22 protein-coding genes and 1 pseudogene are annotated in these 26,539 nt (G+C 59.4%); 8 read left to right on the top strand and 15 right to left on the bottom strand.

The features are described from left to right. Nucleotide 1 precedes the first annotated feature (1 nt). The 5 genes from AC1DU9_RS15505 to AC1DU9_RS15485 all read right to left on the bottom strand — a co-directional run bounded on the left by AC1DU9_RS15505 (nt 2) and on the right by AC1DU9_RS15485 (nt 5,593). Nucleotides 2-874, bottom strand: coding sequence for an ABC transporter permease (locus tag AC1DU9_RS15505; protein ID WP_457265720.1), 873 nt, complete (start codon nt 872-874; stop codon nt 2-4). Beyond that, the gene (locus AC1DU9_RS15500) at nt 871-1,827 is read right to left on the bottom strand and encodes an ABC transporter permease (protein WP_151213984.1); all 957 of its coding nucleotides are present in this window, start codon (nt 1,825-1,827) and stop codon (nt 871-873) included. Before AC1DU9_RS15500 ends, AC1DU9_RS15505 begins: the two co-directional genes overlap by 4 nt. A gap of 46 nt (nt 1,828-1,873) precedes the next feature. After that, on the bottom strand, nt 1,874-3,520 hold the full coding sequence (locus tag AC1DU9_RS15495) for an ABC transporter substrate-binding protein (protein WP_477810444.1): 1,647 nt from the start codon (nt 3,518-3,520) through the stop codon (nt 1,874-1,876). 93 nt (nt 3,521-3,613) lie between these two features. After that, nucleotides 3,614-4,888, bottom strand: coding sequence for an NAD(P)/FAD-dependent oxidoreductase (locus tag AC1DU9_RS15490; protein ID WP_223458797.1), 1,275 nt, complete (start codon nt 4,886-4,888; stop codon nt 3,614-3,616). Nucleotides 4,889-4,924: 36 nt separating this feature from the next. After that, complete coding sequence (locus AC1DU9_RS15485; protein ID WP_477810443.1) at nt 4,925-5,593, bottom strand: haloacid dehalogenase type II; 669 nt, start codon at nt 5,591-5,593, stop codon at nt 4,925-4,927. 862 nt (nt 5,594-6,455) lie between these two features. On the opposite strand from AC1DU9_RS15485, the gene AC1DU9_RS15480 reads away from it, so the two are divergent. Next, on the top strand, nt 6,456-7,961 hold the full coding sequence (locus AC1DU9_RS15480) for an aldehyde dehydrogenase family protein (RefSeq protein ID WP_477810442.1): 1,506 nt from the start codon (nt 6,456-6,458) through the stop codon (nt 7,959-7,961). Between the two features lie 185 nt (nt 7,962-8,146). Here the strand turns inward: AC1DU9_RS15480 and AC1DU9_RS15475 are convergent, their stop codons facing one another. From AC1DU9_RS15475 to AC1DU9_RS15445, 7 genes are read right to left on the bottom strand one after another with little or no spacing between them, the layout of a single operon-like run. Then, the gene (locus tag AC1DU9_RS15475; RefSeq protein ID WP_108219368.1) at nt 8,147-8,851 is read right to left on the bottom strand and encodes a 2-oxo acid dehydrogenase subunit E2; all 705 of its coding nucleotides are present in this window, start codon (nt 8,849-8,851) and stop codon (nt 8,147-8,149) included. A 3-nt stretch (nt 8,852-8,854) separates the two neighbouring features. Next, complete coding sequence (locus AC1DU9_RS15470; protein ID WP_223458791.1) at nt 8,855-9,088, bottom strand: lipoyl domain-containing protein; 234 nt, start codon at nt 9,086-9,088, stop codon at nt 8,855-8,857. Between the two features lie 4 nt (nt 9,089-9,092). Further along, nucleotides 9,093-10,118, bottom strand: a complete 1,026-nt coding sequence (locus tag AC1DU9_RS15465) for an alpha-ketoacid dehydrogenase subunit beta (RefSeq protein WP_223458789.1) — start codon at nt 10,116-10,118, stop codon at nt 9,093-9,095. A gap of 24 nt (nt 10,119-10,142) precedes the next feature. After that, nucleotides 10,143-11,222: a 2,3-butanediol dehydrogenase gene (locus AC1DU9_RS15460; protein ID WP_223458992.1), complete on the bottom strand. Its 1,080-nt coding sequence runs from the start codon at nt 11,220-11,222 to the stop codon at nt 10,143-10,145. Between the two features lie 56 nt (nt 11,223-11,278). Then, nucleotides 11,279-12,268: a thiamine pyrophosphate-dependent dehydrogenase E1 component subunit alpha gene (locus AC1DU9_RS15455; protein ID WP_223458786.1), complete on the bottom strand. Its 990-nt coding sequence runs from the start codon at nt 12,266-12,268 to the stop codon at nt 11,279-11,281. Between the two features lie 12 nt (nt 12,269-12,280). Beyond that, a complete protein-coding gene (locus AC1DU9_RS15450; protein ID WP_223458784.1) occupies nt 12,281-13,861 on the bottom strand; it encodes a GMC family oxidoreductase in 1,581 nt (526 codons plus the stop codon). A 50-nt stretch (nt 13,862-13,911) separates the two neighbouring features. Then, nucleotides 13,912-14,430, bottom strand: a complete 519-nt coding sequence (locus tag AC1DU9_RS15445) for a gluconate 2-dehydrogenase subunit 3 family protein (protein WP_477810441.1) — start codon at nt 14,428-14,430, stop codon at nt 13,912-13,914. 498 nt (nt 14,431-14,928) lie between these two features. Here AC1DU9_RS15445 and AC1DU9_RS15440 point away from each other — a divergent pair, with 498 nt between their 5' ends. Next, nucleotides 14,929-16,878, top strand: a complete 1,950-nt coding sequence (locus AC1DU9_RS15440; RefSeq protein ID WP_477810440.1) for a sigma-54-dependent Fis family transcriptional regulator — start codon at nt 14,929-14,931, stop codon at nt 16,876-16,878. A gap of 61 nt (nt 16,879-16,939) precedes the next feature. Here the strand turns inward: AC1DU9_RS15440 and AC1DU9_RS15435 are convergent, their stop codons facing one another. Then, the gene (locus AC1DU9_RS15435) at nt 16,940-17,491 is read right to left on the bottom strand and encodes a VOC family protein (protein ID WP_477810439.1); all 552 of its coding nucleotides are present in this window, start codon (nt 17,489-17,491) and stop codon (nt 16,940-16,942) included. 262 nt (nt 17,492-17,753) lie between these two features. Between AC1DU9_RS15435 and AC1DU9_RS15430 the strand changes: the two are divergent. Continuing rightward, a pseudogene (locus AC1DU9_RS15430) lies at nt 17,754-17,873 on the top strand (lipoyl synthase); the annotation flags it as partial. A 38-nt stretch (nt 17,874-17,911) separates the two neighbouring features. Here the strand turns inward: AC1DU9_RS15430 and AC1DU9_RS15425 are convergent. After that, nucleotides 17,912-18,820, bottom strand: coding sequence for a carbohydrate kinase family protein (locus AC1DU9_RS15425; RefSeq protein WP_223458775.1), 909 nt, complete (start codon nt 18,818-18,820; stop codon nt 17,912-17,914). Between the two features lie 160 nt (nt 18,821-18,980). Next, the gene (locus tag AC1DU9_RS15420; protein ID WP_477810438.1) at nt 18,981-20,546 is read right to left on the bottom strand and encodes a carbohydrate porin; all 1,566 of its coding nucleotides are present in this window, start codon (nt 20,544-20,546) and stop codon (nt 18,981-18,983) included. 167 nt (nt 20,547-20,713) lie between these two features. Between AC1DU9_RS15420 and AC1DU9_RS15415 the strand changes: the two genes are divergently transcribed. Genes AC1DU9_RS15415 through AC1DU9_RS15395 form a run of 5 tightly spaced genes read left to right on the top strand, consistent with a single transcriptional unit; the run spans nt 20,714 to nt 26,480 of the window. Next, complete coding sequence (locus AC1DU9_RS15415) at nt 20,714-21,988, top strand: ABC transporter substrate-binding protein (protein WP_223458771.1); 1,275 nt, start codon at nt 20,714-20,716, stop codon at nt 21,986-21,988. A 21-nt stretch (nt 21,989-22,009) separates the two neighbouring features. Beyond that, nucleotides 22,010-22,969 carry a carbohydrate ABC transporter permease gene (locus tag AC1DU9_RS15410; RefSeq protein WP_223458769.1) on the top strand — a complete coding sequence of 320 codons (960 nt, stop codon included), beginning with the start codon at nt 22,010-22,012 and terminating at the stop codon, nt 22,967-22,969. Beyond that, nucleotides 22,966-23,808, top strand: coding sequence for a carbohydrate ABC transporter permease (locus tag AC1DU9_RS15405; RefSeq protein WP_223458766.1), 843 nt, complete (start codon nt 22,966-22,968; stop codon nt 23,806-23,808). The genes AC1DU9_RS15410 and AC1DU9_RS15405 overlap by 4 nt, the downstream gene beginning before the upstream one ends. Before the next feature lie 27 nt (nt 23,809-23,835). Then, a complete protein-coding gene (locus AC1DU9_RS15400) occupies nt 23,836-24,981 on the top strand; it encodes an ABC transporter ATP-binding protein (RefSeq protein WP_223458764.1) in 1,146 nt (381 codons plus the stop codon). Beyond that, nucleotides 24,978-26,480, top strand: a complete 1,503-nt coding sequence (locus AC1DU9_RS15395) for a glycoside hydrolase family 32 protein (protein ID WP_223458762.1) — start codon at nt 24,978-24,980, stop codon at nt 26,478-26,480. The genes AC1DU9_RS15400 and AC1DU9_RS15395 overlap by 4 nt, the downstream gene beginning before the upstream one ends. Nucleotides 26,481-26,539 lie beyond the last annotated feature (59 nt).

Genomic DNA, 26,539 nt, shown 5'->3' with positions numbered 1-26,539 from the left:
TTCAATGACCTCCCGAACGTCGGCTACGTCGCGACGACAGTCGGTCGATAAACAGATTCACACCGATGGTCAGGGTGCCGATGGCCAAAGCCGGAATCACGATGGCAGGCGCACCCTGGTAGAGACCGCCGATGTTTTCGCGCACCAGCGACCCGAGATCGGCATCCGGCGGTTGCACACCCAGGCCAAGAAAACTCATACCGCTGAGCAACAACACGATGAAACCGAAGCGCAGCCCCAGATCTGCAAGCACCGGGTTGAGCATATTCGGCAGAATTTCCACGCAAGCCACATACAACCGGCGCTCGCCACGGGTACGAGCTACCTGCACGTACTCCAGCGCTTCAATGTTCACCGCCATGCTGCGGGCGATGCGGAATGCACCCGGGGTGAAGCTCAATACCGCCGTGCAGATCAGCAAGGTGACCGAGGAGCCGAAAGCCGAGACCATGATCAACGCCAGCATCTTGCTGGGGATCGAGATGAAGGCGTCCATCAAGCGACTGATCAACTCATCCAGCCACTTCGGCGACACCACCGACAGCAACGCGAAGCTGGTGCCCAGACCACTGGCCAACACCGCCGCCACCAAGGCCAGGCCGACGGTGAATCGTGCGCCGACGAGGATCCGGCTGAGCATGTCGCGGCCCAGGTAATCGGTGCCGAACGGGTAAGCAGCGCTCAGGTTTTCGAAGACATTGTCGGAGACCACTTCCCCCACAGGATGCGGTGCCAGCCACGGGCCGAAGATGGCTACCAGCAACCAGATCACACACATCGCGGCACCCACCAGGCCGAGCCAGGACGATCCGTGGGAAACCTTGCCCAGCGCCAATTTTGTAGTAGCCGGCGATTTCACAATGAGATTGTTCATTGATTTCTCAGCCTCGGATTGGAAAGAATCGCGCACAGGTCGGCAATCAGCACCAACGTCAAATACGCCGTACAAAACAGCATGGTGCAGGCTTGAACCAGGGCCATGTCGCGGTTGGTCACGGCATCGACCATCAGGCTGGCGATGCCGGGGTAGTTGAAGATCGTTTCAACGATCACCACCCCGCCCAACAGGTAAGACAGGCTCAAAGCGATGGCATTGGCGATGGGCCCGATGGCGTTGGGCAAGGCATGGCGTAGAACGATCCGAATCTTGCTCACACCTTTGAGTCGGGCCATCTCCACGTAAGGGCTGTCGAGCTGATCGATCACCGCCGCCCGGGTCATGCGTGCCATCTGCGCGACAATCACGCAGCACAGCGTCATCACCGGCAAGGCGTAAGTGCGCATGAATTGCCAGGGTGATGTGATGTCACTGGCGTAGGACAACGCCGACAACCAACCCAGGTTCACCGCGAAAATCAGCACTGCCAGGGTCGCAACCAGAAACTCTGGCACCGCTACCATGGTCAAGGTAAAAAAGCTCAGGACACTGTCGATGCGCCCGCCCCGGCCCATGGCCGAACCGATGCCCAGAATCAACGCCACCGGCACTGATACCAGCGCCGTGGCGGCCGCCAGCATCAGGGTGTTGGGCAGACGCCCGGCCATCAAGTCGCTGACTGGCATGGCGTTGGATACCGACTGCCCCATGTCACCGCTAAGCAGGCTCATCAACCAGTGCAGGTAACGCAACACACCGGGCTGATCCAGCCCCATTTTCAGGCGCAAGGCTGCCACCTGCTCGGGCGTGGCGAACTGCCCCAGAGACTGTTGTGCCGCGTCTCCCGGCAGCACCGCCGTGATGGCGAACACCACCATGGACACAATCAACAAGGTCACGATCGCCGCGCCCAGGCGCCGGCCGATCAACCACAGAGTGTTGCTATTCATCACCCTATCCTCATGCTATGTAACTGCAGCAAAAACCCGACTTTCATCAAGCGTCCAGCCAGACCTGCTCGGCAAACATGTACCCCATGAAACCGCCCAGGGGGTTGGTGCCGTAGCCCTTGACTCGCTGATCGGCGCCATCGATGTTGCTGATGAACACCGGCACGCCAATACCGCTGTGCTCATGCACCAGGGTTTGCATATCTGCGTACATCTTGCCGCGCTTGGCCTCGTCGGTTTCACCTCGGGCTTGTACCAACAGTTGGTCGAACTGTTCGTTTTTCCAGCCGGACTCATTCCAGGGTGCTGTCGACTGGAAGAACTGCGAGAAAAGCATGTCGGCATTGGGCCGCGGATTGATGTTGCCAAAGCTCAGTGGGTGCTTCGCCCAATGGTTGGACCAGTAGCCATCGCTCGGCAGACGGTTGACGTCGAGCTTGAGCCCCGCCTGTTTGGCTGACTGCTGCAGCAGCACGGCGATGTCCACCGAACCGGTCGCAGCCGGCGAGCACATCAGCGGCATAGTGATGCTTTCCATGCCGGCCTTTTTGAGCAGGAACTTGGCTTTTTCCGGATCGTAGGCACGTTGTGGCAGGTCGGCGTTGAAGAAGCGCRCACCGGGTGCGATCGGGTGATCGTTGCCGACCCTGGCGTAGCCACGGAATATCGCCGACTTGATCTGCTCGCGGTCCAGCAAGTATTTCATGGCCTGGGTGAATTCCGGGCTTTGGCCTGGCATCTGGTCCTGACGAATGATCAGGTCAGTGTAGTTACCCGACGGCGAGTCCACGACCCGATGCCTGGTGCTGGCCTTGATGCGAGCCGTTGAGCGCGGGTTAACCTCGTTGACGATGTGCACGTCGCCCGACAACAGGGCGTTGATCCGTGACGGCTCGTCGGCAATGGCGATAAATTCGATCTCGTCCAGATACGGCAAGCCGGGTTTCCAGTAATTGGTATTGCGCACACCAATCGAACGCTCCCCGGGCTTGAACTCCTTGACCTTGAACGGACCGGTACCGATGCCCTGGCTGAAATCGCTCGTACCCTCGGGAACGATCAACATGTGAGAGATGGCAAGAATCGACGGCAATTCAGCATTCGGGCCGCTCAATTGAATCTGCACTTCGTGGGTGCCGACGGCCTTGACCTCAGCGAACTGCGACGCGAGCGGCAGGACCTTGGAACCGGTGATCGGGTCCTTGTGCCGCAACAGGGAAAACACCACGTCAGCGGCGGTCAGGGGCTTGCCGTTGTGGAAGGTCACTTCCTTGCGCAGGCTGATCATCCAGAGCGTGGCGTCAGTGGTTTCAATTCGCTCGGCCAACTCCAGTTGCGGCACCATATGGCTGTCGAAACGGGTCAGGCCGTTGTAGAACATGTAGTGACGCACGTAGTCGGTGGACGACGAACCTTTGGCTGGATCCAGGGTGTCGGCGGTGGAGCTGGACGAGCCTGCAACGCGGATACGACCGCCAGGCTTGCCTTTGCCAGGGCTTGCACCTTCATCATCGGCAAACAGTTTGCCAGCGGCGCCGAACAGACTGCCAGCCCCCACTGCGGCCACCCCTGCCAACCCCAGCATTTGCAATGCATTGCGGCGTGACATGCCGCGATTGAGCCCTTCAAAAACACGCAGACTTTCTTCACCGGTGATCAACTGGGAGTCGATATTCTTTTTATCGTCAGTCATGTCAGTCCAACCTTTCGCAAATGATAAGGCTCAAGTGCTGGCGATTAAGCGCAGCGTGATTGAAACGTAAAAATGAGAAGCAACCACATGAACTCAGTGCAGGTAGTCCTGCAGGCGGTAATACGCACCCACCAGAGGCAGGAACCAGGGTTTGCCGAAATGCCCGGGAATGGCTGGCCAATCGAGTTCGCGCCACGGGTTGGCCTCGACCTTGCCGGCCATTACCTCGGCCATGACCTGCCCCATGTGTACCGACATTTGCACCCCATGACCGCTATAACCCATGGAGTAATAAACCCCTCCATGCTGCCCGGCCCGGGGCAACCGATCGGAGGTCATATCCACGAGACCACCCCAGCAGTAATCGATCTTCACGCTAGCCAGTTGCGGAAACATCTGGACCATCGCCGCCTGCAATACCTTGCCGCTCTTGGCGTCGGAAATGCTGTCAGACATGGCAAACCGGGCACGACCGCCAAACAGCAAGCGGTTGTCCGGCGTCAGGCGGAAGTAGTTACCGATCATGCGGCTGGTGACATAGGAACGCCGTGCCGGTAGCAAGCTGTCGATCAGGGCCTGCGGTAGCACCTCCGTGGCGATCACGAAACTGCCCACCGGCACGATCCGCCGCCGATACCAGCCCAATCCGCCCTGCTGGCACGTGCCTGTGGCCAGCAGAATTTGCGTGGCGTGTAGCGAGCCCTTGGTGGTGTTGACCTGATAGCCGCCAGCGCTGGCTTTCCAGTCCGTCACCGACACGCCCTGAAAGATCGATGCGCCGTGACGTGCTGCTGCTTCGGCAAGCCCGACACCGAAGCGCCCGACATGCATCTGCACGCCGTTGCGCTGCAGCATGCCTCCATGGAACTGGGCCGAGTTGGCTTCAGCACGGGCTTCTTCTGGAGAGAGCAACTCGACGTCGGCGTCGACCTCCCGCCGAATCAATTCGCAGGTGCGCGCCAAACCTTCGTAATGCATCGGTTTGGCGGCCAGCTTCAGCTTGCCATTGCGCTTGAGGTCGCAGGCAATCTGCTCCTGCTCCACCAATGAAACGACGCTCTGTACGGCGCTTTCATAGGCTTGGTAATAAGCACGCGCCTTATCAGCGCCGAGGCTGGCGCTGAGTGCCGCGTAGTCTTGGGCAACGCCGGTGCTGCAGTGGCCACCATTGCGCCCCGAAGCCTCGCCAATCACTCGCCCTCCTTCCAGCACCACCACACTGGCCCCCTTCAAGGCCAGGGCTCGGGCCGCCGCCAGGCCGGTGAGACCACCACCGACGATGGCCACATCGACCTGCCCGGGCAATGCGCCGAGCTGAGCACCGGTGAATTGCGGTGCGGTATCGAGCCAATAGGACTCACTGCCCATGTCTAACCCCTTTTGCCTTGAAGAGTGCCCTGAGACTCAGAGACCGACCAACCCGGGCAATGCGCCGATATCCGCGATCTGGTGGTAGCCATAGACGGCATTCGCCGGCTGTTCATGACCACGAGCAACGAAGGCTTTGTTCTTGATCTTCATGTCGTTGGCCGGCATCAGGTCATAACGAAAGCTCGAGGACACATGCAGAACGTCTTCTGGGCCGCAGCCGAGGTTATCGAGCATGAACTCGAAGGCGGCCAGGCGCGGCTTATAGGCTTGGGCTTGTTGGGCGGTGAAGACTTTATGGAAAGGTGCGCCGAGCTTGTCGACGTTGGACATGATCTGCTCGTCCATCGCGTTGGAGAAAATCACCAGGGGAATCTTGTCGGCGATTTTCGCCAGGCCAGCCGGCACGTCGGCATGTGGCCCCCAAGTCGGTACGGCGTCGTAGTAGAGCTGGCCTTCGCCTTTGTACTCGACACCCCAACGCTTGCAGACCCGCGCCAGGGCGGTCTTGATGATCTCATCATACGGCCGCCAGTCACCCATCACCTGATCCAGACGATAGGCGGAGAAGTCCTTGACGAACTGATCCATTTGCTCAAAAGGGACACGATCGGCGAACAGTTCGCGCGTCATGTTTCCCATTTGAAAGTTGGTCAACGTGCCATAGCAGTCAAAGGTAATAAACTTGGGTCGAAGAAAGCTCATGAGTGCGGTCCTTAATGATTGTTGAGGTCATGACGGGGCAAACAGTTACTCCGCTCTGGAAGCATCGGAGCAACGCTGCATCACGGATTTATTACAACACCAAGAGACCATGCATAAACTGTTAAAAGTATAGGCTGCTTGGTACAAACCACCGTTTTGCAGGGCTTGCTCAGCAGACTTTGCGGGATGCTCCAGACTCGGGCGCTCCAGCCCCTGTTTCTACGCCTTTGCGGGCTGTTATGGTGCGCTGGCAAGCCATGCACAACGCCATGTGCGGCAGTATTCATGACTGGCGGAAGGAGATCGGGGGCATTCGCTGAGGACGCACCCGCTGATTGTGCTGCGAGGTGAGGCGGGGCCAGTCAAGAGTCAATGCGCGTTGGGACAACCTTGCTTCCATTAGCGATAGGCGTGACATGCCGGTCAACGCAACATCTGTACGCGTCGCGACAGCTCTACAAAGGCGGCGCATTGCACGATGCAGCACCACGTCCCTTCCTGCTTGTCTATATGGCCCACCACCGCCACCGATGAGCCTGCGACCGCACTGACTGGTAATGGTCTCATCGAGCTGTCTATCAGCAAGGTTACTGACGAAATCGGGTCAACTTGCTCTCATACAAAGTCAGCCTGGCAGATACGGCAGATTCTCCCTTGCAAACCTCAAGAACAGCACATTTTATCTGGCACGCTTTGTTAGCTTATTGAGAAGACGCGGCATAGCGATGTCCTGGTCGCCACGGCGATGTTCTGGTGATTTCCACGTTCGGCCTGATCTACTTTTCAGCGGCCTTGCCGGGTCGCGAGCCAGACCGCCCTCTGCTGCTTGCAGTGCCTGTTACCGCTCAAGGGAGCCAGTTGGATGACAATACAATCTTCGAATAGCTACAGCGTTGATCCGCAAACGTCTCACAAATTTTATATCAATGGCTGTTGGTCGTCCCCGGCGATCCCGGCAAGTTTGCCGGTGGTCAATCCGGCAACTGAAGAGGTCGTTGCGCAGGTCGCGCAAGGCTCCGCCGAGGATGTTGATCGGGCAGTAGCTGCCGCGCGTGCAGCGTTTGCTGGTTGGTCTGCTACCTGCGCAGAGTCGCGCGCGCTTGTCCTTGGAAAGATCCACGAGCTCATCCTTGAGCGAAAAGAAGTGCTCGCGCAGGCCCTCTCCCTCGAAATGGGTGCTGCCATCGGTTCCGCCCGGGCAATGCAAGTGCCTCTCGCGGCCGAACACGTTCGGGTCGCCCGCGACCTGCTGTCCACTTATCGTTTCCAGACGGTTGAAGATGGAACCGCGATTGAACGCGAACCCATAGGCGTCTGCGGTCTCATCACTCCGTGGAACTGGCCGCTTTATCAAATCACCGCGAAAGTCGCCCCGGCTATTGCCGCCGGATGCACTGTGGTCCTCAAACCAAGCGAACTGTCGCCTCTGAGCGCCCTTCTTTTTGCACAACTGGTCCACGACGCGGGCCTTCCACCTGGCGTCTTCAACCTCGTGAACGGAAGTGGTCCCGAGGTCGGCGCAGCAATCGCTGCGCACCCGGATATCGATATGATTTCGATTACCGGCTCCAACCGCGCGGGCGCGCTGGTCGCACAGGCGGCTGCCCATACGGTTAAGCGCGTCACACAAGAATTGGGAGGCAAATCCCCGAACATTCTGCTTCCCGACGCCGACTTTGCCAAAGCCGTCCCACTGGGCGTGATGTCAGCGTTCCGCAACGTCGGACAATCATGCAGCGCCCCGACACGAATGATCGTACCTAAGGACCGGCTGGCGGAGGTTGAATCGCTGGCAGCCGAAACCGCCAATGCGATCATCGTGGGTGATCCGCGATCGGAAGCTACGGTGCTCGGTCCCATTGCCAACGAGGCCCAGTTCAATCGCGTGCAAGCCATGATCGAGGCTGGCCTGAGTGAGGGCGCAAAACTCGTTTGCGGCGGACCAGGACGTGTGCCGGGTTTTGAAAAGGGCTTCTACGCTCGACCGACAGTATTCTCCGAGGTAGATACGGCAATGCGGATCGCCCAAGAAGAAATTTTCGGGCCGGTGCTGTGCATCATTCCGTATGAAACGATCGATGAGGCGGTCGTTATCGCGAACGATACGGTATACGGACTGGGCGCCCATGTTCAGTCTCAGGACCTTGATCTGGCGCGTGCAGTGGCCTCTCGTATCCGCGCGGGACAAGTGCTTCTGAATTACCCCGCCTGGAATCCAATGGCTCCATTCGGTGGTTACAAACGTTCTGGTAATGGTCGTGAGTATGGTGTCTACGGCTTGGAGGAATACCTGGAAACCAAGGCAATCATTGGATTCGGCGGATCACTTGATAGTACTTCCCGCACCTGGAACTCATTCAAATGTTAGGTACCGTCCAATTCGGCTGGCCGCCGATGCGGGCGCCCATCGCGCAGACCGGTTGAATCCACAGCCAAAAGCGGACGCTTTTCAAACGTCCGCTACGGCTGGATTGTCTTAAGGAAATCGACTAGTCCTCAGCCTTTTTCGCTCAGCCTCCAGGCCGGCCTCGATACTGACGTGCCAGATCCGGCTCATGGTGGCTCTACCCCTTCGATTCGCTGGCACAGATCATCGAGGAAGTCTGCGGCAGGAGCCCCGTTCACGGCCCGGTGATCAAAGGTCAGCGAAAGGCCCATGAAGTCGCGCTCTGATAACGAACCATCGGCACCTCGTTGCAGGCGACGCTGGATGCCTCCCAGCCCGATAATGGCCACCTGAGGGACATTGAGGATGGGCGTGAAGAAACGCACCCGCGACAGCCCCAGGTTGGTCACGGTCACCGTGGCGCCCGTCAGCTCCTTCACCGAGAGCTTCCCGGACAGTGCCTTGTCCACCAGGGCCCGGCGTGCAAATGCCAAGCCCTGCGCATCCAGTTGGTCGGCATCGAACAGTGCGGGCGCCACCAGCAGATCGTCCGGCAGCGGGATCGCCAGACCGAGATGCACCGAACCATGCCGCGTGATTTGGTTATCCTGCAGGGTTGCGTTGAGTCCCGGATGGTTCTTCAGGGAACATACGATCTCAAACAGCAGCAGGTCCTGGAGCGATACCTGGCTACCCGCAGCCTTCAGCTGCGCCCGTTTCGCCTGCAGGTTGGTCAACTCGCATTCAGCGTGATGAGTCAGTTGCGCGGCAGTCTGCAAGCTTTCGCTCATCTTCGCAGCGATCATTTTTCGCATGCCTTTCAAGAGCACGGTGCTACCGGTACGGGCAGCAACATTCTGTATGTGCCCCATGGCTCACTCCACTAACCCGATGGTTGCGCCTTTGACCACCACAGCGTCTTCTTCTTCGAGGATTTTCAGCACGCCGCAAGCTGGTGCCTCGATCTCGAACTGGGCCTTTTCAGACATGATTTCTGCCACCAGGTCGCCTTGACCAACTTCGGCGCCATCACTGACCAGCCAGGAAGTGATTACGGCTTCGGCGTCGCCTTCCCAGAGGTCGGCGGGAATCAGGATTGAGTTGGACATGTTGTTATTCCTCGTTCTTCAGGTTCTGGTAGGCCGCAACGATCTTTGCTGCGCAAGGCAGCGCCCATTGCTCCATAGGCGGTGTGAAAGGAATCGGAATGTCGGGGAAAGCCACTCGCTGCGGGCGCGCCTTGAGCATCCCGATGTCGTGTTCGACGACGCTGGCGATGATTTCGCCGCTCACACCAAAGCTGTGATAGTCCTCGTCGACAACGATGAGTCGGCCGGTCTTGCGCACAGAGGCGATGACGTGCTCACGGTCCAGCGGCACCAGACTGCGCAGGTCCACGACTTCGGCGCTGACACCCTGCTGCTCCAACTGCCGGGCAGCGCGCAGCGCGTGATGCACGCCGGCACCCAGGCTGACGATACTGACATCACTGCCTTCGCGGACCGTCTTCGCCTTGCCGATCTCCACGGTATAGGGTTCCTCCGGTACAGCCACCGTGGCGCCCTTTTCGGTACCCAGCCAGCCCATGCCCTGCAGCGACTTGTGGAACAGGTAGACGACCGGGTTGTCATCACGAATGGCGGCGGTCATCAGGCCCTTGGCGTCGTAGGCGTTGCTCGGCACCACCACCTTCATGCCTGGCAGGTGAGCGAAGGTGCCGTAAAGGCACTGCGAATGCTGCCCGGCGTCGGAGTAGCCGGCACCGGTGGATGCCATCAGCACCATGGGCACGCTGACCTTGCCGCCGGAGAAGTAGGTGTTCTTCGCCATCAGGTTGTAGATCGCGTCCATACAGACGCCGAAGAAGTCGACGAACATCAGTTCGACAATCGGACGCATGCCGTCAGAGGCCGCGCCCACGGCAGCGCCGATGAAGGCGGTTTCCGAGATAGGCGTATCGCGAATGCGCGCGCTGCCGAATTCTTCATGCAGGCCACGGGTGTTGCCGAACACCCCGCCGAGTTGGCCAATGTCCTCGCCCATCACGAAGACGCGTGGGTCGAGGCGCATTTCCTGGGCCATCGCCTCGGCCATGGCGCGGGCGACGGTGAGTTTGCGTTCTTTGATTGTTGCAGACATGTCTGATTTCCTCCGTCGATGGGATCAGTGACTGGCAGCGGCAGGCGCGGACGGCCTGACGATGATCTTCACGTTCTGGTCCTTGTTGTTAACCAGTTCCTCGAAGCCCTGCTCGAGGATGTGTTCCAGCTCGATCCGCCCAGTGATCAGCGGAGTGACGTCCAGGCGGCCGTCGGCGATCAGAGCGATGACATCGGCGAACTCACCGTTGTAGGCCAAGGCGCCAATGACCTGCTTTTCRGTGGCGACGATTTCGAAGAAGTTGAATTCGCTGGGTTCCTCGAAGATGCCCACCATCACGCAGCGCCCGCCCTTGCGAATGACATCGATAGCCAACTTGGCAGTGGTCTTGTGGCCGATGCACTCGAAGGAAACCGCGGCACCATATCCATCTGTCAGTTCGCGCACCGAAGCAATGGCATCGCACTGGCTGGGGTCAAGCACCTCGGTGGCCCCCACCTCAAGCGCCTTCGCCTTGCGCGCCGTGGACATTTCGAGAGCGATGATCCGGGCTGCACCCGCGGCACGGGCGCACATGATGGTGCACAGACCGATGGTTCCAGCGCCGACTACCACCACTGTCTGGCCGAGGAGGCTGCCGGCCTTCTTCACCGCGTGCATGCCAACTGCCAGAGGTTCGATCAGCGCGCCGGCCTCTGCCGGGAAACCTTCCGGCAGGCGGTACAGCAGATTTGCCGGGATGTTGACCAGTTCAGCGAACGCACCGTTGTTCATCAATCCGGTGAAGGCGAGGTTCTCGCACAGGTTGTATCGGCCCTGCTGGCAGAACCAGCATTTGCCGCAATGCTGGCAAGCATCGGCGGCCACACGCTCACCTACTGCAAAGTTCTGAACCCCCTCCCCCACGGAGACAATCTCGCCGCAGAACTCGTGGCCGAGAATGCACTGCCCTTTGAGGCCAGTGAGCGGATGGGCGGTATCAGTGGGAATGAATACCGGCCCGGCCAGGTATTCGTGCAGGTCCGAGCCACAGATGCCGCACCATTGCACACGGATTTGCACCCAACCCGCCTGAGGTTGCGGGGGGCAGGCAACGTCCTGCAGGCGGATGTCGCGTCGGCCATGCCAAACTGCGGCCTTCATCGTCGGTTGTCGGTACATGTCGGTCTCCTTCTTGTCGTTGTTGTGGCGGGCTCCGTTCACACGAACACCATTTCCAGAGCTTCTTGCGGTGCCGGATAGGCACTGTCGCGGGCGAACTGCACCGCAGCGTCGACGCGTCCCCGGGCACGTTCTTCAATGGCGGCGGCGCCGACCTCGTCCAGCACGCCCAGATCCAACAGGCGTTGGCGGTAAGCCGGAATCGGGTCCTTCGCCAGCAGGGCTTGCTTCTCGCCGGCAGGACGGTAGGTTTCGCCGTCACCCATGAAATGGCCGGCCAGGCGGTGAGTTTCGATCTCGATCAGGCTCGGCCCTTCACCGGCACGGGCCCGAGCAATGGCCTCACCGGCCGCGGCGAAGATGGCATCGGCATCGTTACCCGGGACGAACACGCCGGGCATGCCATAAGCGGCAGCACGCAGGTAGTTGCGCTCGATGGCAGTCGAAGAGGCCTTGGCCACCGAGATGCCCCAGGCGTTGTCCTCGATGACGAAGACCACCGGAAGCTTCCACAACGCGGCCAGATTCAGGGTTTCGTGGAAGGCTCCCTGGTTCGCTGCGCCTTCACCCAGGTAGGCCACGGCGACTCCGGACTTACCCTGCAATTGGCGCGATAACGCAGCACCAACCGCAGGGCCCATGCCTTGGGCGATGATGCCGGAGCAGGAGAAGTTCACCCGTGCGTCGAACAGGTGCATATGGCCGCCGCGGCCGCCAGACAGGCCGGTCTTTTTACCGAAGATCTCGGCGACCATCTCGTCCAGGTCTACGCCCTTGGCCACGGCGATGTGGTGCGGGCGGTGGGTGGCGGTAACGATGTCCTCCACCGCGAGATGGGCGCAGACACCGACGGCGCAAGGCTCCTGACCGTTGGACAGGTGCATCTCACCGGGAATTGGCCCATTGGCCATGTTGAATACAGGCGTCTTGCCTTCCATGTAAATTCGTTCGATAGACTCTTCCAGGTAACGGCTGACGAGCATCTGCTCGAGCATCCACAGTCGCTGGGCTTTGCTGGGCGTGGTCATGGGATTGGTTCCTCAGAGGGCGCGCTGGTTCATCAACGCGCCGATGTGCTCGGCCTGGCGCAGGGCCAGGGCGACAATGGTCAGGGTCGGGTTCTGCCCGCCGCTGGTGGTGAACTGGCTACCGTCAGAAACGAATAGATTGGGAATGTCGTGGCTCTGGCCCCATTTGTTCACCACGCCGTCGGAATCTTTGGCGCTCATGCGGTTGGTGCCCATGTTGTGACTGGCCGGGTAAGACGGCAGGCGGATCACCTCGGTGGCACCGACCGCCTCGTAGCACTTGCGGGTCTGCTCCACACCGTGATTACGCATGGCGGTGTCGAAGGCATGGTCGTCCTTGTGCACCACCGGGACGGGCAGGCCGTACTGGTCCTTCTCGGCGCCGTGGAGGGTGATGCGGTTGCTCTCCATGGGCAGGTCCTCACCGCACAACCACACGCCGGACATATGGTCGTAACGCTCCATCCGCGAAGCGAAGGCACGGCCCCAGCCCTGCGGGGTCGGATCGAGGAAGGCGGACATGAACGGCAGGCCGAGGGACAGGATTTCCAGCCGGTAGCCACCGACGAAGCCCCGCGAAGTGTTGTTGTAGGACTCGTCGGAAATGATTCCGGCACAGGTGGTGCCCCGATACATGTGAATCGGCTTGGGCAGCACTGCGTAGATGCCTGCGGTGGTGTGACACATGTAGTTGCGCCCAACCTGACCGGAGGAGTTGGCCAGGCCGTCCTTGAACATCGAGGACTCGGAGTTGAGCAACAGGCGCGGCGACTCGATGGAGTTACCGGCCACGCACACCACTCTGGCCTTCTGGCGCTGCTGGTGGCCCTCGGCGTCGGCGTAAACCACCCCGGTGACTCGGCCGCGGGCATCATGTTCGATGCGAAGCGCCATGCTCTGCGGACGCACCTCACAGTTGCCGGTAGCCTCGGCGCGGGGGATATCGGTGTAGAGGGTCGACCACTTGGCGCCGATGCGGCAGCCCTGCATGCAGAAGCCGATCTGCATGCACCCGGGACGACTGTCATAGGGCTGCGTGTTGATCGCCATCGGGCCGGACTGGATTTCTTTGTAGCCAATGCGTTGGGCGCCTGTGGCCAGGACCTTGAAGGAGTTGTGCCATTGGTGATAAGGCATTCCGGTGCTTGGACCGGTCACGCCCATGTGCTTCTCAGCCTTGACGTACCAGGGCTCCAGCTCCTCATAGCTGATTGGCCAGTCCAGCACATTGGCGCCCTTGATATCGCCGTTCTCGGTGCGCATGCGAAACTCGAAGTCGCGAAAGCGCAGGGCCACGCCGGCCCAGTGCACGGAACTGCCACCCACCGCTTTGACGATCCAGGCCGGCAGGTTCGGGTGGTTGCGCGCCACGTCCCAGCCGCCGGTGGCGATGCGTTTGTCGAGCCAGGAAATCTTGTTGAACATGGCCCACTCATCGTTTTCGATGTCGGACATCTCGTAACGCTTGCCGGCTTCCAGCACCACGGTACGGATTCCTTGCTTGGCCAAGGCGTGAGCCAGGGTCCCGCCGCCGGCGCCCGAGCCAATGATGACGACGACATCGCTGTCGTCCTGGGAGTATTTCGCTGCCATGGGGTTAACCCTCATTGTTGGAATGGATGGAGCCGCGAAGAAAAGACTGATCAGAGCCAGTCGAGGTCGTTGAAGCCACGCGCGATATAGCCACCTTTCTCCACCGACGAGCCCTCGTAGCCAAACAGTGGGAACAGCGTCTTGTTGTCGTAGATGCCAAACATCAGCGCACTGCGGGTTTCGCGGAAGAACGGCGTAGTCTCGATCTCGCGAAGCAGAGCGACGCGATCGTCCTCGCTGACGATCTCTTCGAAAGGCCGCCCCTGTGTGGCGCGGGCGCGCCCCTGCAGGGCCTTCAAGCCATCGTTGACCAGGTCCGGGTGTTTACCGAGCAGCTCGACCAGCGACTTGGCATACGGTGCATCGCCGAGCCGGTCATGGGGATAGATATCGCGCCCCATCTGCAGCAGCCCGGCGGGCAACCGGGGCAACACGTCGTCGGCGATGGCGGTGACGGGAATGAGCTGGCTGAAAACGGCGGTAGCGCCGATGATCAGGGCCGATTGCCCCGAAAGACTGRGGAAGCGCCGACGGCTCAGAGGGCCACTCAGGGGTGAAGAGTCATGCATGGCAGAGCTCCAGGCTTTTGCCGGCACGCCTGTAAGGTGGGAACAGGTGTGGCCGACGTTATTGTTATTAGTCCAGGTGCCTTTTCGGCCCCTTCGATAGTGAAGGGGCAACTTGTGTGCCAATGCCAAAAACAGATCCTAACTTACTGTTTTTAAATGATTTTTTAGCACTCAAAAAAAACATCTTTCGAGCATGACCTGTAAAGCGAAGGCTTTACACCTGTAAGCATCCGTCCAAGCCTTTTACATACGTAAAGGCTGGCGATACCTGAACTGAGTGCGAGATCGCAGCGGCGGCATTGCCGGGCACCGCCAACAAATAAGGGGGACCATTTACCGGTCTTCCGGCGGTGGTCCAGCCGCGATCAACGAGGGAAGTGACAGCGCAGGGCTAAACTCGTAATGTGATTGCAACCGTGCCAGCCCGCCCCCCCACGTGCTGATGCCAAACAAGAACAAGATCGTCACGGGCCCCTCATCCCGTGTCCGGGAGGCCGCATGAGCACCCTTTCGACCCCCAGCCTGCACATCGACACTGTGCTGTCCTACGCCAGCGATAACGCTGGGCACGAGTCCATCATCACCCGGTCCTGGAAGCGTTGTATCCAGGATTACGGTCTGGATCCGGCCAAGCCCGCGCCACYGCGGTTTGTTCCGCGTCAGGTATTGCGGGAACACCAGGACCACGCGGACGAGCTGATCAACGTGGCCCGTGCAGGCGTCGAGCAGCTGTACCGCCACATCGCCGAGCTGGGGTACGTCATTCTCCTCACCGATAGCCGGGGGATCACCGTGCAGTTCCTCGGCGATCCACTGGATGAGGCGGCGCATCGCAAGACTGGCCTGTACCTCGGCGCCGACTGGAGCGAGAACCACGCAGGAACCTGCGCGGTGGGGACCTGTATCAAGGAGCAACTGCCGCTGACCTGCCACCACCATGATCATTTCAGCGCCCATCACATCGCCCTGACCTGCACCGCAGTGCCCATCTTCAATCCTCACGGGCAGCTGCTGGCCGTGCTGGATATCTCGGCATTGAATTCACCACCTTCCAAGGACTCCCAGCAATTCGCCCTGCAACTGGTCAAGCAGTACGCACGAATGATCGAGGATGCCTACTTCCTGCGCCGCTACCGTGAAGCTCATATCCTCTGCTTCGACCGTTCCCGCGAGTTCGTCCTGATCAATCGCCAGTACCTGCTGGCGATTGCCGGGGATGGCAGTCTCCTGGCGGCGAATACCGCGGCCCGTGTACTGCTCGCCGAATGTGGCTTGCAGTTGCCGGAGCGGCCTTCGGCACTGGCGCGCCGGATCGGTATCCAGGATCTGTTCGACTGCGAACCTGAAGACATCTTCGGCATCCCCCGCGCCAGCCCCGACCAGGTACGCGCGTTCCGTACCCACCGTCAAAACGCCCTGTTCTATGCCGCGTTGATGGAGCCCAGCCGAACGCCCGTTGCCCCTCAAGCTCAACGTTCGAGTGAGGAACGCTGCCCGCTGGATGAGCTCTCCGACGATGACCCCGCCATGCGCAAGATGCTCGCTCGCGCCAAGCGACTGTGCAACGAGCCGCTGAACTTGCTGCTCAATGGCGAAACCGGTACCGGCAAAGAACGCCTTGCCCGCGCTTTGCACGACAGCAGCAACAGGCGCAAGGCCCCCTTCGTCGCCATCAACTGCGCGGCAATGCCTGAGTCATTGATAGAGAGCGAACTCTTCGGCTACCAGCCAGGCACCTTCACCGGGGCACGCAGCAAGGGTATGCGAGGGCTGATCCAGCAGGCCGATGGCGGCACACTGTTCCTCGATGAAATCGGAGACATGCCGCTGCATCTGCAGACGCGGCTGCTGCGCGTGCTTGCCGAGCAGGAAGTGATGCCACTGGGCAGCGAAAAACCGATCAAGGTCAATATCCGCGTCATCGCGGCCAGTCACCGTGACCTGCGGCAGTTGATTGAACGAAACGAGTTCCGCGAAGACCTCTACTACCGCCTCAATGGCGCGATCCTGCGCCTGCCGGCGCTGCGCGAACGGGCCGACAGGAACTACCTGATAGAACGCATTTTCAGAGAGCTCTGTGAACAGCGCCAACGTCCCGCACGAATCCGGGGCGACGCCATGAGTGCTCTCCTCGGCTACGCCTGGCCAGGCAATATCCGCGAGCTGCGCAATGCGTTGCAGTACGCGCTGGCCACCGCGGAGACGGATGAAATCACTGTGAACGACCTGCCCGAAGAATGCCTGCCAAGCGTCAATCAAAGACAGGCCAGGAGTTCGGTTCCCGTGCAGGAACAACAGACATCCCACGCACGCGAAATCGAGGACTGCTTGCGCAGGCAACGCTGGAATGTCAGCGCCGCGGCACGCGAGCTCGGCATGTCGCGCCCGACCCTATATCGCTGGATGAAGCTTCACAACATCGTTCCTCCCAACGCCCTGGACAGCTAAACCAATAGTTTCAAACGCCCGTAACCGGCCCGAGCCGGGCCGGCCGGGCTTTCAAGTCGAATCAGTGCTCAGGTGTGCGCGGGTCCCAGAGAAGGCGCGTCACGCCTTTCTCGTAGCCCATCCCGTCCGGGAAACTCACCAGCTCCAGCTGCAACCCCCAAGGCGCCAGGAAGTACACCCAGGTCAGGCCCTTGGCCGGGCCATCGGTGAAGGTCGATGGAGTATCCAGTACCTGCACGCCACGAGACTGCAGGTACTCCACCGCCGCCTCCATGTCGTCCACATAGAACGCCAAGTGGTGCCCGCCGACGTCGCTGTTGCGGGGCAACCGACGACTCTGGTCGGGAGCTGTGTACTCGAAAATTTCCAGGTTGGTGCCATTGCCACATCGGACCATCTGGAAGTCGCGAATAGACGCGCGCGGATGCACATTGAGGTGCCGCTCCATCCAGTCGTCTTCAAAACGGAACTCGCCAAAGGTGAAGTATGGCTCGCAGCCAAGCACCTCGACGAAGAAGGCAACAGCCTCGGACAGGTTAGGCACCGTGATGCCGATATGCTGCATGCCGCGCATTCCCGGCAGAGCGTCATTCAGGTTGTTCTTGTGGGTCATGAGGGTCTCACTTGTTGTTGTACGAGATTGGCCAGCTTCGTGCTGACACATTCCCTGCTGCACACCCAATGCCACAAACTAACCCATTGATTTGAATAGCAGTCACTCCCGCCGTTGGCAGCAGCGGTGTAAAGGCCTTTACAGCTGCAAGGCGTTACAACAGCCACCTCCCATCCTCTCTCGCCCCTGCCAATGGGCCTTGCGCGGGTTGGCCCAGCTCTTGCCTGATGTTTGGGGACATACCCTTGAAAGATGGAGACCTATGGTGGAGCCCCGACACATCGTCACTGGGCCGGGCAAGGTTGAAACCGGCATAAAATTGCGCGGTGCCGAGAAGGTCGCGCGTATACCGGTGAAGATCATTCCGACCGAAGAACTGCCGAATTTACTTAGACAACTCCCCGGCGCCGGCAACCATGGTCAAGTATGTTTTAGCAGCTGCAGCAAACCTTCCACATCAGCTAGCGCTGGAGCATGGGCTCCGGCATGGCGGCAAGATATGGATGCGCAAGCCGCTGAAAATTGCAGGCGCTCTCTCAAGTCCACGATCCCCAGCAACTGCGCAGCCAGCCAACCAGCCATACAAGCGTCTCCTGCTCCAACCGTGTCTTCCACCTTCACGGCAATCGCCGGCTGATCGAGTTGGCTGTCCGGGGTGTGGAGAATCATCCCGTGTTCTCCTCGGGTAAAAAGGATCTGCGCCTGAGGATTAAGAGCGCGAAGCTCATCCATTGCCTGGTGTTCTGTCAGCCCTGGATAAATTTGCCGAAGGTCTTCATCGGAAAGCTTAATCATGTCAGCAAGGGTGGTCATCGTAGGGAAGGTCTGCTCCCGATAATGGCTATCCATTAAATTGCGCCAGTTCGGATCATAGCTAATCCGTTTACCGGCTTTTTTGGCCTGCTGAGCAATTTTAACCAGCCTGTCTGCCAGTGGCTGTCGAGCCAAACTGATGCAGCTGAAATGACACAGCTCTGCATGGTTGATCCATCCTTCGGGCATCAGATCCGGATCAAAAAACAGATCGGCATCTCCAGCAAAAAAGTATCTTGGGGGACGGCTCGATGGAACGATGGCAACCAAAGGATCTCGGTCTACCCGTTGGATAAACCTCATATCCAATCCTGCCACTTCCGACTGCGAAACTATCTCGTCACCCAGTGAATCCATGCTCACCGACCCAGCAAAAGCACTGCTGACACCCAAGCGACTTAGCGCTCGTGCAACGTTCCAGGGAGCACCACCCGGGTAGCCCTTCCACTGTCCGGGAGTGCCTTGGACAAGATCGGTCAGGGCTTCGCCAAACACTATTGCGCGAGGCAATACCATCGTCATTTCCTCAATATTTTGTCGTAGGGAACTGCTGGCTGATCAGATCAGACCGGTAATCACTTACTCAATGCGCTTTGATGAAAGGCAGGGTTTGTTGAAGTCAGAGAAGTTCTCATCGCCAACCTCAAAGCAGATGTTGGCCGAACACGTTCAAATATTAAAACCAGGTTTCCATTTGTATACCGTATTGCCATACACCTCCGGCTTTGAAGTCCGTCATGCCAAAGGAGTCTGTGGTACTGAATTTGTCCAGATCCGAAGACCAGTTCATGAAGCTTGCGAACACTCGCAATTCGGGACGTGTGAGAAGATCTCCAACCTCAGGTTTGAATGTCGGGGCGACAGTGAACTTCCAAAAGTTACCGTCGACCGCATTACGTTGTAGATAGTCCTTCGGGTCGAGGTTCATGGTTTGCCAGCTTATTTCGTAGGCCATCTCGAAATTGCTGTTGATTTTATTGGCCAAACGCACGTTCAGGGTCAGCCAGCGGTAGTCGTCACCCTTGACGTATCTATCCTTGCTCTGTTCGGCCAGCAAGCTGGGGCCGATACGCCAGTCAGGCGCAAGGGGTGTCTCACCGTAAAGTGCCAGACGCAGAGCGCGGGCATCGTCGATGAGTTCGCCATCCGAGCCGATGTTCTTGACCTCGGCTCCCAGACCTTGCCCATAGAGCAGCGCCGTTTTGAAGAAGCCTTCCCTGCCGAAAAAGTTTTTCTGGTGATTGGCCAGCATGCTGTGCAAGCCGGAATCCGCAGGCGTCAAACCCGCTGCATTGGTGCKGGTACCGAAATCGTTTTTCTTTGCGCCGATGCCATTGAACATCCACTGCCACTGACCATCCTCGAAGAACTGGTTGGAGGTCAGGATGTAGCTTTCTACATCGGCACTAAGATCGCCTTGACTGAAATCCCCGTAGTTACGCCCGATCAAAGAGTAGTTCGAACGCCAATTCTTGTTCATCTGCATATCGTAGATTCCACCCCCGGTGCCGGCCAGAAAGACAACGTCCGAGTCCAGCCAGTGGATATCGAAATTATCTCTATCGAATCGCTTGCCTGCCCACAGGGTGGCGTTCTCGAACACTGAATTGCCCTTGAACGCAGCGACATGGTCAAGCGCTGTGAATACCTGGCGCACGTTCAGTTTGCTTTCGTCGGCCGTCCAGTCATTGGTGCTTTCCACACCGTCGGCGATGGAGACCGTGAATTTGGAACGGGTGCCGTTTTGCGCATAGCTTTCTTTCGACAGGTCTATACGCATGTAGGTGTCGTCTTCGTTACCGAGTCGCCCGACTGCACCACCGACTGAACCGGCAGGAGTTGTATAAGGGCCGCCACGACCACCACCCAGCCGATCGTTGATCAGCAATCCGGAGCGGGCGTAGCCGTTGAAGCTGAACCCATCAGTGAGGTGTCCGGTACTGCCCTCTTTCTCCAGGCTTTGCTGACGGGCTTCGAGTTTTGCCAGTCGGGTATCCAAAGCGGGCGCCGAAATTACTGCCGCATTAGACGCGGCGGGCTGCAAGGGAGCAGTGGCGAGTTTGATCTGCTGCAATTCCCTGGCAAGTGCCTGGGTTTGCTGCTCGGCTGCGGCTGCACGCTTTTCCGCGGCGCTGGCACGGGCTTCGAACGCGGCCATGCGTTCTTCCAGAGTCGCGGCCTGAGAGGTTACCGCTGAGGTGCCGAGCACGCCTGCGAGTAGCCAGCTTGATGCTTTCTGCATGTGAATTTCCTGTTTTGTTTTTATTGTGTCGTTCCCGCGACCGGCCATTTTTCGTGAGTTGCGAATTGTCGCAATCGACGAAAAAAAGGATGCCTCATCGCTAATACGCTGCTACATTTGGCGATGTTAACGTTAACTTTTCTAAAAACAAAAATAAAGAGGGCTTTATGAAACAGCTGAAATCTGTCCTTCCAGCAGCACTGCTCACCCTTTGTGTCGGGCTTCCGTCCCTGTCGAGCGCAGCCGATTTAACGATCTCCTGCGGCGCGGTGGGTGCGGAGCTACAACTCTGCAAAGAGGCTGTCGAGGCGTGGTCCAAACAGACCGGCAACCACGTCGAGGTGGTCTCAACACCTAACTCGGCAACCGAGAGGTTGTCGTTCTACCAACAGATCCTCAGTGCGCAGTCCTCCGACATCGACATCATTCAGATCGATATGGTGTGGCCAGGGATGCTGGCCAAACATCTGATGGATCTGCGCGAAGTGCTTCCTGCCAATGCGACCCAGGGCTACTTCCAGGCACAAGTGGATAACGCCACGGTGAACGGACGGCTGGTGACRATGCCGTGGTTCACCGACTCGGGCCTGCTGTATTACCGCAAGGACTTGCTCGAGAAGTACAACCAGCAGGTTCCCCAGACGTGGGAGGAAATGACCGCTACGGCCAGGGATGTTCAGCAGGCCGAGCGCAACGCCGGGAACCCCAATGCCTGGGGTTACATCTTTCAAGGGCGCGCCTACGAGGGCCTGACGTGTAATGCGCTGGAGTGGATCAGCAGCCAACCGCAAGGCGGGCTGGTCAATCCGCAAGGCGACATCGTGGTCAACAACCAGGCCTCAAGAACGGCATTGACCCTGGCGAAAAGCTGGGTAGGAGACATCTCCCCGCGTGGCGTACTCAACTACACCGAGGAGGAAGGCCGTGGCGTATTCCAGTCGGGCAATGCGCTGTTCATGCGTAACTGGCCTTATGTCTGGGCCTTGGTGCAAAGCCAGGACAGTGCGGTAAAAGACAAAGTCGGCGTCGCTCCCCTGCCCCGTGGCGGCGAGACCGGTACCCATGCCTCCACCCTCGGTGGGTGGGGCCTGGCGGTGTCGCGTTACAGCGCCCATCCAAAACTTGCCGCAGAACTGGTGAGCTACCTGACCAGTGCCCAACAGCAAAAACATCGTGCTCTGGCTGCCGCCTATAACCCGGTGATCGAGTCGCTGTATCAGGATCCCGAATTGCTCGCGGCAATGCCTTATTACAGTCAGCTCCATAGCATTCTCAACGATGGGGTCATGCGCCCCGCCTCCATCACTGCCGATCGCTATCCACGGGTCTCCAATGCGTTCTTCGATCGAGTGCATGGTGTGCTGGCGGGCGAGTTGCCTGTGGATCAGGCGCTGGCCGAACTGGAAAGCGAACTCACGCGCATCAAACGCCGGAACTGGTAAGCCACAAGGAAGGAAATCACCATGTCTGTCTCTACTACTGCCCCCTGCGACGAGCTCCTGCTCACCAGGGAAACGCCCGTACAACGTCGCCGAGTACGCGCCGCCTGGCTATTTCTGACACCGATGCTGCTGTGTCTGGCCCTGGTGGCAGCCTGGCCGCTACTGCGCACATTCTGGTTCAGCCTGACCGACGCCAGTCTGTCGGACACCGGTGGCGGATCCTTCATCGGCCTGAGCAATTATCTGTTCCGCAACGGTTCCACCTGGTCGGGCATCCTGGTCGATCCTCAGTGGTGGAACGCGGTGCGCAACACCTTGCATTTCACCGTGGTGTCGGTGGGACTGGAAGTCGTACTGGGACTGTTGGTGGCGTTGCTGCTCAACATCAAGTTCACCGGCCGTTCCCTCGTGCGTGCGATGATTCTGATTCCCTGGGCGATTCCGACCATTGTCTCGGCAAAGATCTGGTCATGGATGCTTAACGACCAGTTCGGCATCATCAATCACATGATGCTGAGCCTCGGCCTGATTGACGCGCCCCTGGCCTGGACGGCCGATGCGGACCTGTCGATGTGGGCGGTGATCCTCGTCGACGTCTGGAAGACCGTGCCGTTTGTCACGCTGCTGATGCTGGCGGCCTTGCAGATGTTGCCGAGCGATTGCTACGAAGCCGCGAGGGTTGATGGCATTCATCCGCTGAGGGTGTTCTGGCGTGTCACGCTTCCCCTGCTGATGCCCGCCTTGTTGGTGGCGGCGATCTTCCGCATCCTCGACTCGCTGCGGGTATTCGACGTGATCTATGTGCTGACCTCGAACTCGTCGAGCACCATGAGCATGTCGGTGTATGCCCGCCAGCACCTGGTGGAGTTCCAGGACGTCGGTTACGGCAGCGCAGCCTCGACGCTGTTGTTTCTGGTGGTTGCGGTCATCGCCATGCTTTATCTCTACCTCGGACGCCGTCAACTGGAGGTCCGCTCATGAGCCCGCGCCTGCTGAAAAAAACGCTGTTGCGCCTCGGGTTCTGGTGTCTGATCGGGGTATTGCTGCTGTATGCGGTTTTCCCTTTCTACTACGCCATCGTGACGTCGTTGAAGCCATCCAGCGCCTTGTTCGAGGTGAGCTACTGGATCGATAACCCCGATTTCTCCAATTACTCGGCGGTACTCCACCAAGCCTCATTCCTGCGGGCCATCGGTAACTCGCTGGTGGTTGCGCTGTGTGTGGTGACGCTGGCGTTGTTCCTCAGCCTGACCGCCGCCTATGCCTTGGGCCGGGTGAAGTTCCGTGGGCGTGGCACGGTGTTGATGATGGTGCTTGGCGTGTCGATGTTTCCCCAGGTCGCCGTGCTGTCGGGGCTGTTCGAAGTGATCCGCGCGTTGGGCCTGTACAACACGTCCTGGGCGTTGATCCTGAGCTACACGATTTTCACCCTGCCCTTCACCGTTTGGGTGCTGACCACATTTATGGGGCAACTGCCCCATGAACTGGAAGAAGCGGCAATCATGGATGGCGCGTCCCCCTGGGTCACGCTGACCCGAGTGCTGTTGCCGCTGCTCTGGCCCGCACTGGTCACCACGGGCTTATTGGCCTTCATCGCCGCGTGGAACGAGTTCCTGTTTGCCCTGACCTTCACCCTCACCGACACCCAACGCACGGTGCCGGTCGCCATCGCCCTTATTTCCGGCGGCAGCCCTCATGAATTGCCTTGGGGGTTGTTGATGGCTGCATCGGTGCTGGTCACCGTCCCACTGGTGATTCTGGTGCTGATCTTCCAGCGCCGAATCGTTTCCGGTCTCACTGCCGGCGCGTTAAAGGGTTGATGCCCAACAAAGACAAGGAACAGCATCGTGATTAAATTGAAACTGGACAACGTGAACAAACAATTGGGCGGCGCGCGGATTCTTCGCGACGTCAGCCTGGAAATCGCGGCGGGTGAATTCGTGGTGTTCGTCGGCCCTTCGGGCTGCGGCAAGTCGACCCTGCTGCGCCTGATCGCCGGGCTGGATTCGATCTGCGGCGGCGACCTGCTGATCGACGGGCGTCGGGTCAACGACCTGGAGCCGCGCGAGCGTGGCGTCGGCATGGTGTTTCAGTCCTATGCGCTGTACCCGCACATGAGCGTCTACGACAACATCAGCTTTGGTCTCAAACTGGCCAAGACTGAAAAGACCAGCCTGCGCGAGCGCGTGCTGAAAACCGCGCAAATCCTGCAGTTGGACAAACTGCTGCAACGCAAGCCAAAGGAACTGTCTGGAGGGCAGCGCCAGCGTGTGGCAATGGGCAGAGCCATGGCGCGTGAGCCGGACATTTTGTTGTTCGATGAGCCGCTCTCCAATCTGGATGCATCCTTGCGGGTGCAGATGCGCAATGAGATCGCCCGGCTGCATGCTCGACTGGGCTCGACCATGATCTACGTCACCCACGATCAAGTGGAAGCGATGACCCTGGCCGACAAAATTGTCGTACTCAATGGCGGTCGCGTAGAGCAGGTCGGCTCACCGCGCGAACTCTATGAGCGCCCGGCGAGCCGCTTTGTCGCCGGTTTTCTCGGTTCGCCCAGAATGAACTTTCTGGCGGCACGCCTGCATGTCCCGGGTAAAACCAGCCTGGTCGATACTCCCGTCCTGGGTATGACCGCCCTGCCCTTCGACAGCTCGAACCTGGCGGTGGACGCCCCACTGAGCCTGGGGATTCGCCCGGAACACGTGTCGCTCAAGGCGGCGCAGGGAACTGCCGGCGTCGTCGTGACCGGGGTCGAATACCTGGGCAGTGAAACCTATGTGCACCTCGATACAGGTCAGGACGAGCCACTGATCTGTCGTTGTGAGGTCAACGCCGGATGGCAGGTGGGCGATCAGGTCGAGCTGCAGCTGGAGTTCGGCAATCTGCACCTGTTCGACGCCGACGGCACTGCCTTGAGTCGCCACCCACAAGCCATTGAAACCCTGCCGGATGACGTCTCTCTACGCTCAGCCCGAGCACGCGCCCTATGACCTTGTCTTTGAATACCATGAGCGATCCAATGTCTTCTTCCCTTGACCTTGCGCAGCGCGCCCTGGGTGACGGCCTGTCTCGCGTCATCCAGGACTATCGACCCGATTATCATCTTGCCCCCCCGGTGGGCTGGATGAACGACCCCAACGGTGTGGTGTACTTTCGTGGCGAATACCACGTGTTCTATCAACACCACCCCTTCGAAGCGAAATGGGGCCCGATGTATTGGGGGCATGCCAAGAGTGCCGATCTGGTCCATTGGCAACATCTGCCCATTGCGCTGGCGCCCGGCGACGACTTCGACCGTGACGGTTGTTTTTCCGGTAGCGCGGTGGTGTGTGGCGATACCCTGGCACTGATCTACACCGGGCACACCTGGCTGGGGGACGTGGGAGACGAACGCTCGATCCGCCAAGTCCAGTGCCTGGCCACCAGCACCGACGGTATCCGGTTCGTCAAGCATGGCGCCGTCATCGAGAACGCGCCGCAAGACACGATCATGCACTTTCGTGACCCCAAGGTATGGCAGGAGGATGACTATTGGTACCTGATTGCCGGCGCGCGTCTGGGTGATAAACCGCTGCTGCCGCTATACCGTTCCACGGATCTGCACGCCTGGGAGTTCCTTGATTATGTGTCCAGTGGCAGTGAGGGCGATGGCTATATGTGGGAGTGCCCGGATCTGTTCCGACTGAACGGGCGCGATGTGCTGCTGTACTCCCCCCAAGGCATGCAACCCGAGGGTTACGAACGGCTCAACAAGTACCAGACCGGTTATCGAGTGGGCCGACTCGACAGCGAATGGCACTTCACGGGCGGGCCTTTTATCGAGTTGGATAACGGCCACGATTTCTATGCCGCACAAACGCTACTGGCCGCCGACGGTCGCCGCCTTGTGTGGGCGTGGCTCGACATGTGGGAAAGCCCGATGCCGAGCCAGGCCCATCACTGGTGCGGCATGCTCGGGTTGCCGCGCGAACTTGAACTGTGCGCCGATCGCCTTTGCGTGTATCCGGCACGGGAGCTGACCGCACTGCGCAAGGCGCCATTGCCGGGCACGTCCTGGTGGGATGGGTCGGGAGCCCGATGGGTGCGGGAAGTGAATGGCGACAGGCTCGAAATCCATGTGCAGCTGGATTTGCTCGGCTGCACCGACGGCCACCTGGGAATCGCTTTGCGTTGCAGCGACGATGGCCAGGAAGAAACCCTGCTCTACTACGATGCATCGCTGCAGCGTCTGGTGCTTGACCGCAGCCGCTCGGGTGCACAAGTCACCGGCCAGCGCAGCGTGGCGATAGATCCGACACAAGAGCGACTGGAACTGCGTGTGTTTCTCGATCGCTCGTCCATCGAGGTGTTCGACGAGAACGGGCGCTTCAGCCTCAGCAGTCGCCTCTATCCGCGGCCCGACAGTCTGGGCGTGAAGCTGTTTGCCAACGGAAGTGGCGGGCGTGTCTCGATTCCCAAGGCATGGCCTCTCGGCTCTGGATGGCTATGAGCGGCGGATGGCTGTGAGCAGCGTCATTCGAGTCGCGAGAAGCCCGGGCCCTGTGTCAT

This window comes from Pseudomonas sp. P4_C1, assembly GCF_056402155.1.
This window is presented reverse-complemented; position numbering and strand designations above follow the sequence as displayed.

Bases quoted from the DNA above. Each gene is read 5' to 3' on its own strand.
- AC1DU9_RS15505 (WP_457265720.1), bottom strand. From the start codon at position 874: ATGAACAATCTCATTGTGAAATCGCCGGCTACTACAAAATTGGCGCTG.
- AC1DU9_RS15500 (WP_151213984.1), bottom strand. From the start codon at position 1,827: ATGAATAGCAACACTCTGTGGTTGATCGGCCGGCGCCTGGGCGCGGCG.
- AC1DU9_RS15490 (WP_223458797.1), bottom strand. From the start codon at position 4,888: ATGGGCAGTGAGTCCTATTGGCTCGATACCGCACCGCAATTCACCGGT.
- AC1DU9_RS15485 (WP_477810443.1), bottom strand. From the start codon at position 5,593: ATGAGCTTTCTTCGACCCAAGTTTATTACCTTTGACTGCTATGGCACG.
- AC1DU9_RS15480 (WP_477810442.1), top strand. From the start codon at position 6,456: ATGACAATACAATCTTCGAATAGCTACAGCGTTGATCCGCAAACGTCT.
- AC1DU9_RS15475 (WP_108219368.1), bottom strand. From the start codon at position 8,851: ATGGGGCACATACAGAATGTTGCTGCCCGTACCGGTAGCACCGTGCTC.
- AC1DU9_RS15470 (WP_223458791.1), bottom strand. From the start codon at position 9,088: ATGTCCAACTCAATCCTGATTCCCGCCGACCTCTGGGAAGGCGACGCC.
- AC1DU9_RS15465 (WP_223458789.1), bottom strand. From the start codon at position 10,118: ATGTCTGCAACAATCAAAGAACGCAAACTCACCGTCGCCCGCGCCATG.
- AC1DU9_RS15455 (WP_223458786.1), bottom strand. From the start codon at position 12,268: ATGACCACGCCCAGCAAAGCCCAGCGACTGTGGATGCTCGAGCAGATG.
- AC1DU9_RS15450 (WP_223458784.1), bottom strand. From the start codon at position 13,861: ATGGCAGCGAAATACTCCCAGGACGACAGCGATGTCGTCGTCATCATT.
- AC1DU9_RS15435 (WP_477810439.1), bottom strand. From the start codon at position 17,491: ATGACCCACAAGAACAACCTGAATGACGCTCTGCCGGGAATGCGCGGC.
- AC1DU9_RS15425 (WP_223458775.1), bottom strand. From the start codon at position 18,820: ATGGTATTGCCTCGCGCAATAGTGTTTGGCGAAGCCCTGACCGATCTT.
- AC1DU9_RS15410 (WP_223458769.1), top strand. From the start codon at position 22,010: ATGTCTGTCTCTACTACTGCCCCCTGCGACGAGCTCCTGCTCACCAGG.
- AC1DU9_RS15405 (WP_223458766.1), top strand. From the start codon at position 22,966: ATGAGCCCGCGCCTGCTGAAAAAAACGCTGTTGCGCCTCGGGTTCTGG.
- AC1DU9_RS15395 (WP_223458762.1), top strand. From the start codon at position 24,978: ATGACCTTGTCTTTGAATACCATGAGCGATCCAATGTCTTCTTCCCTT.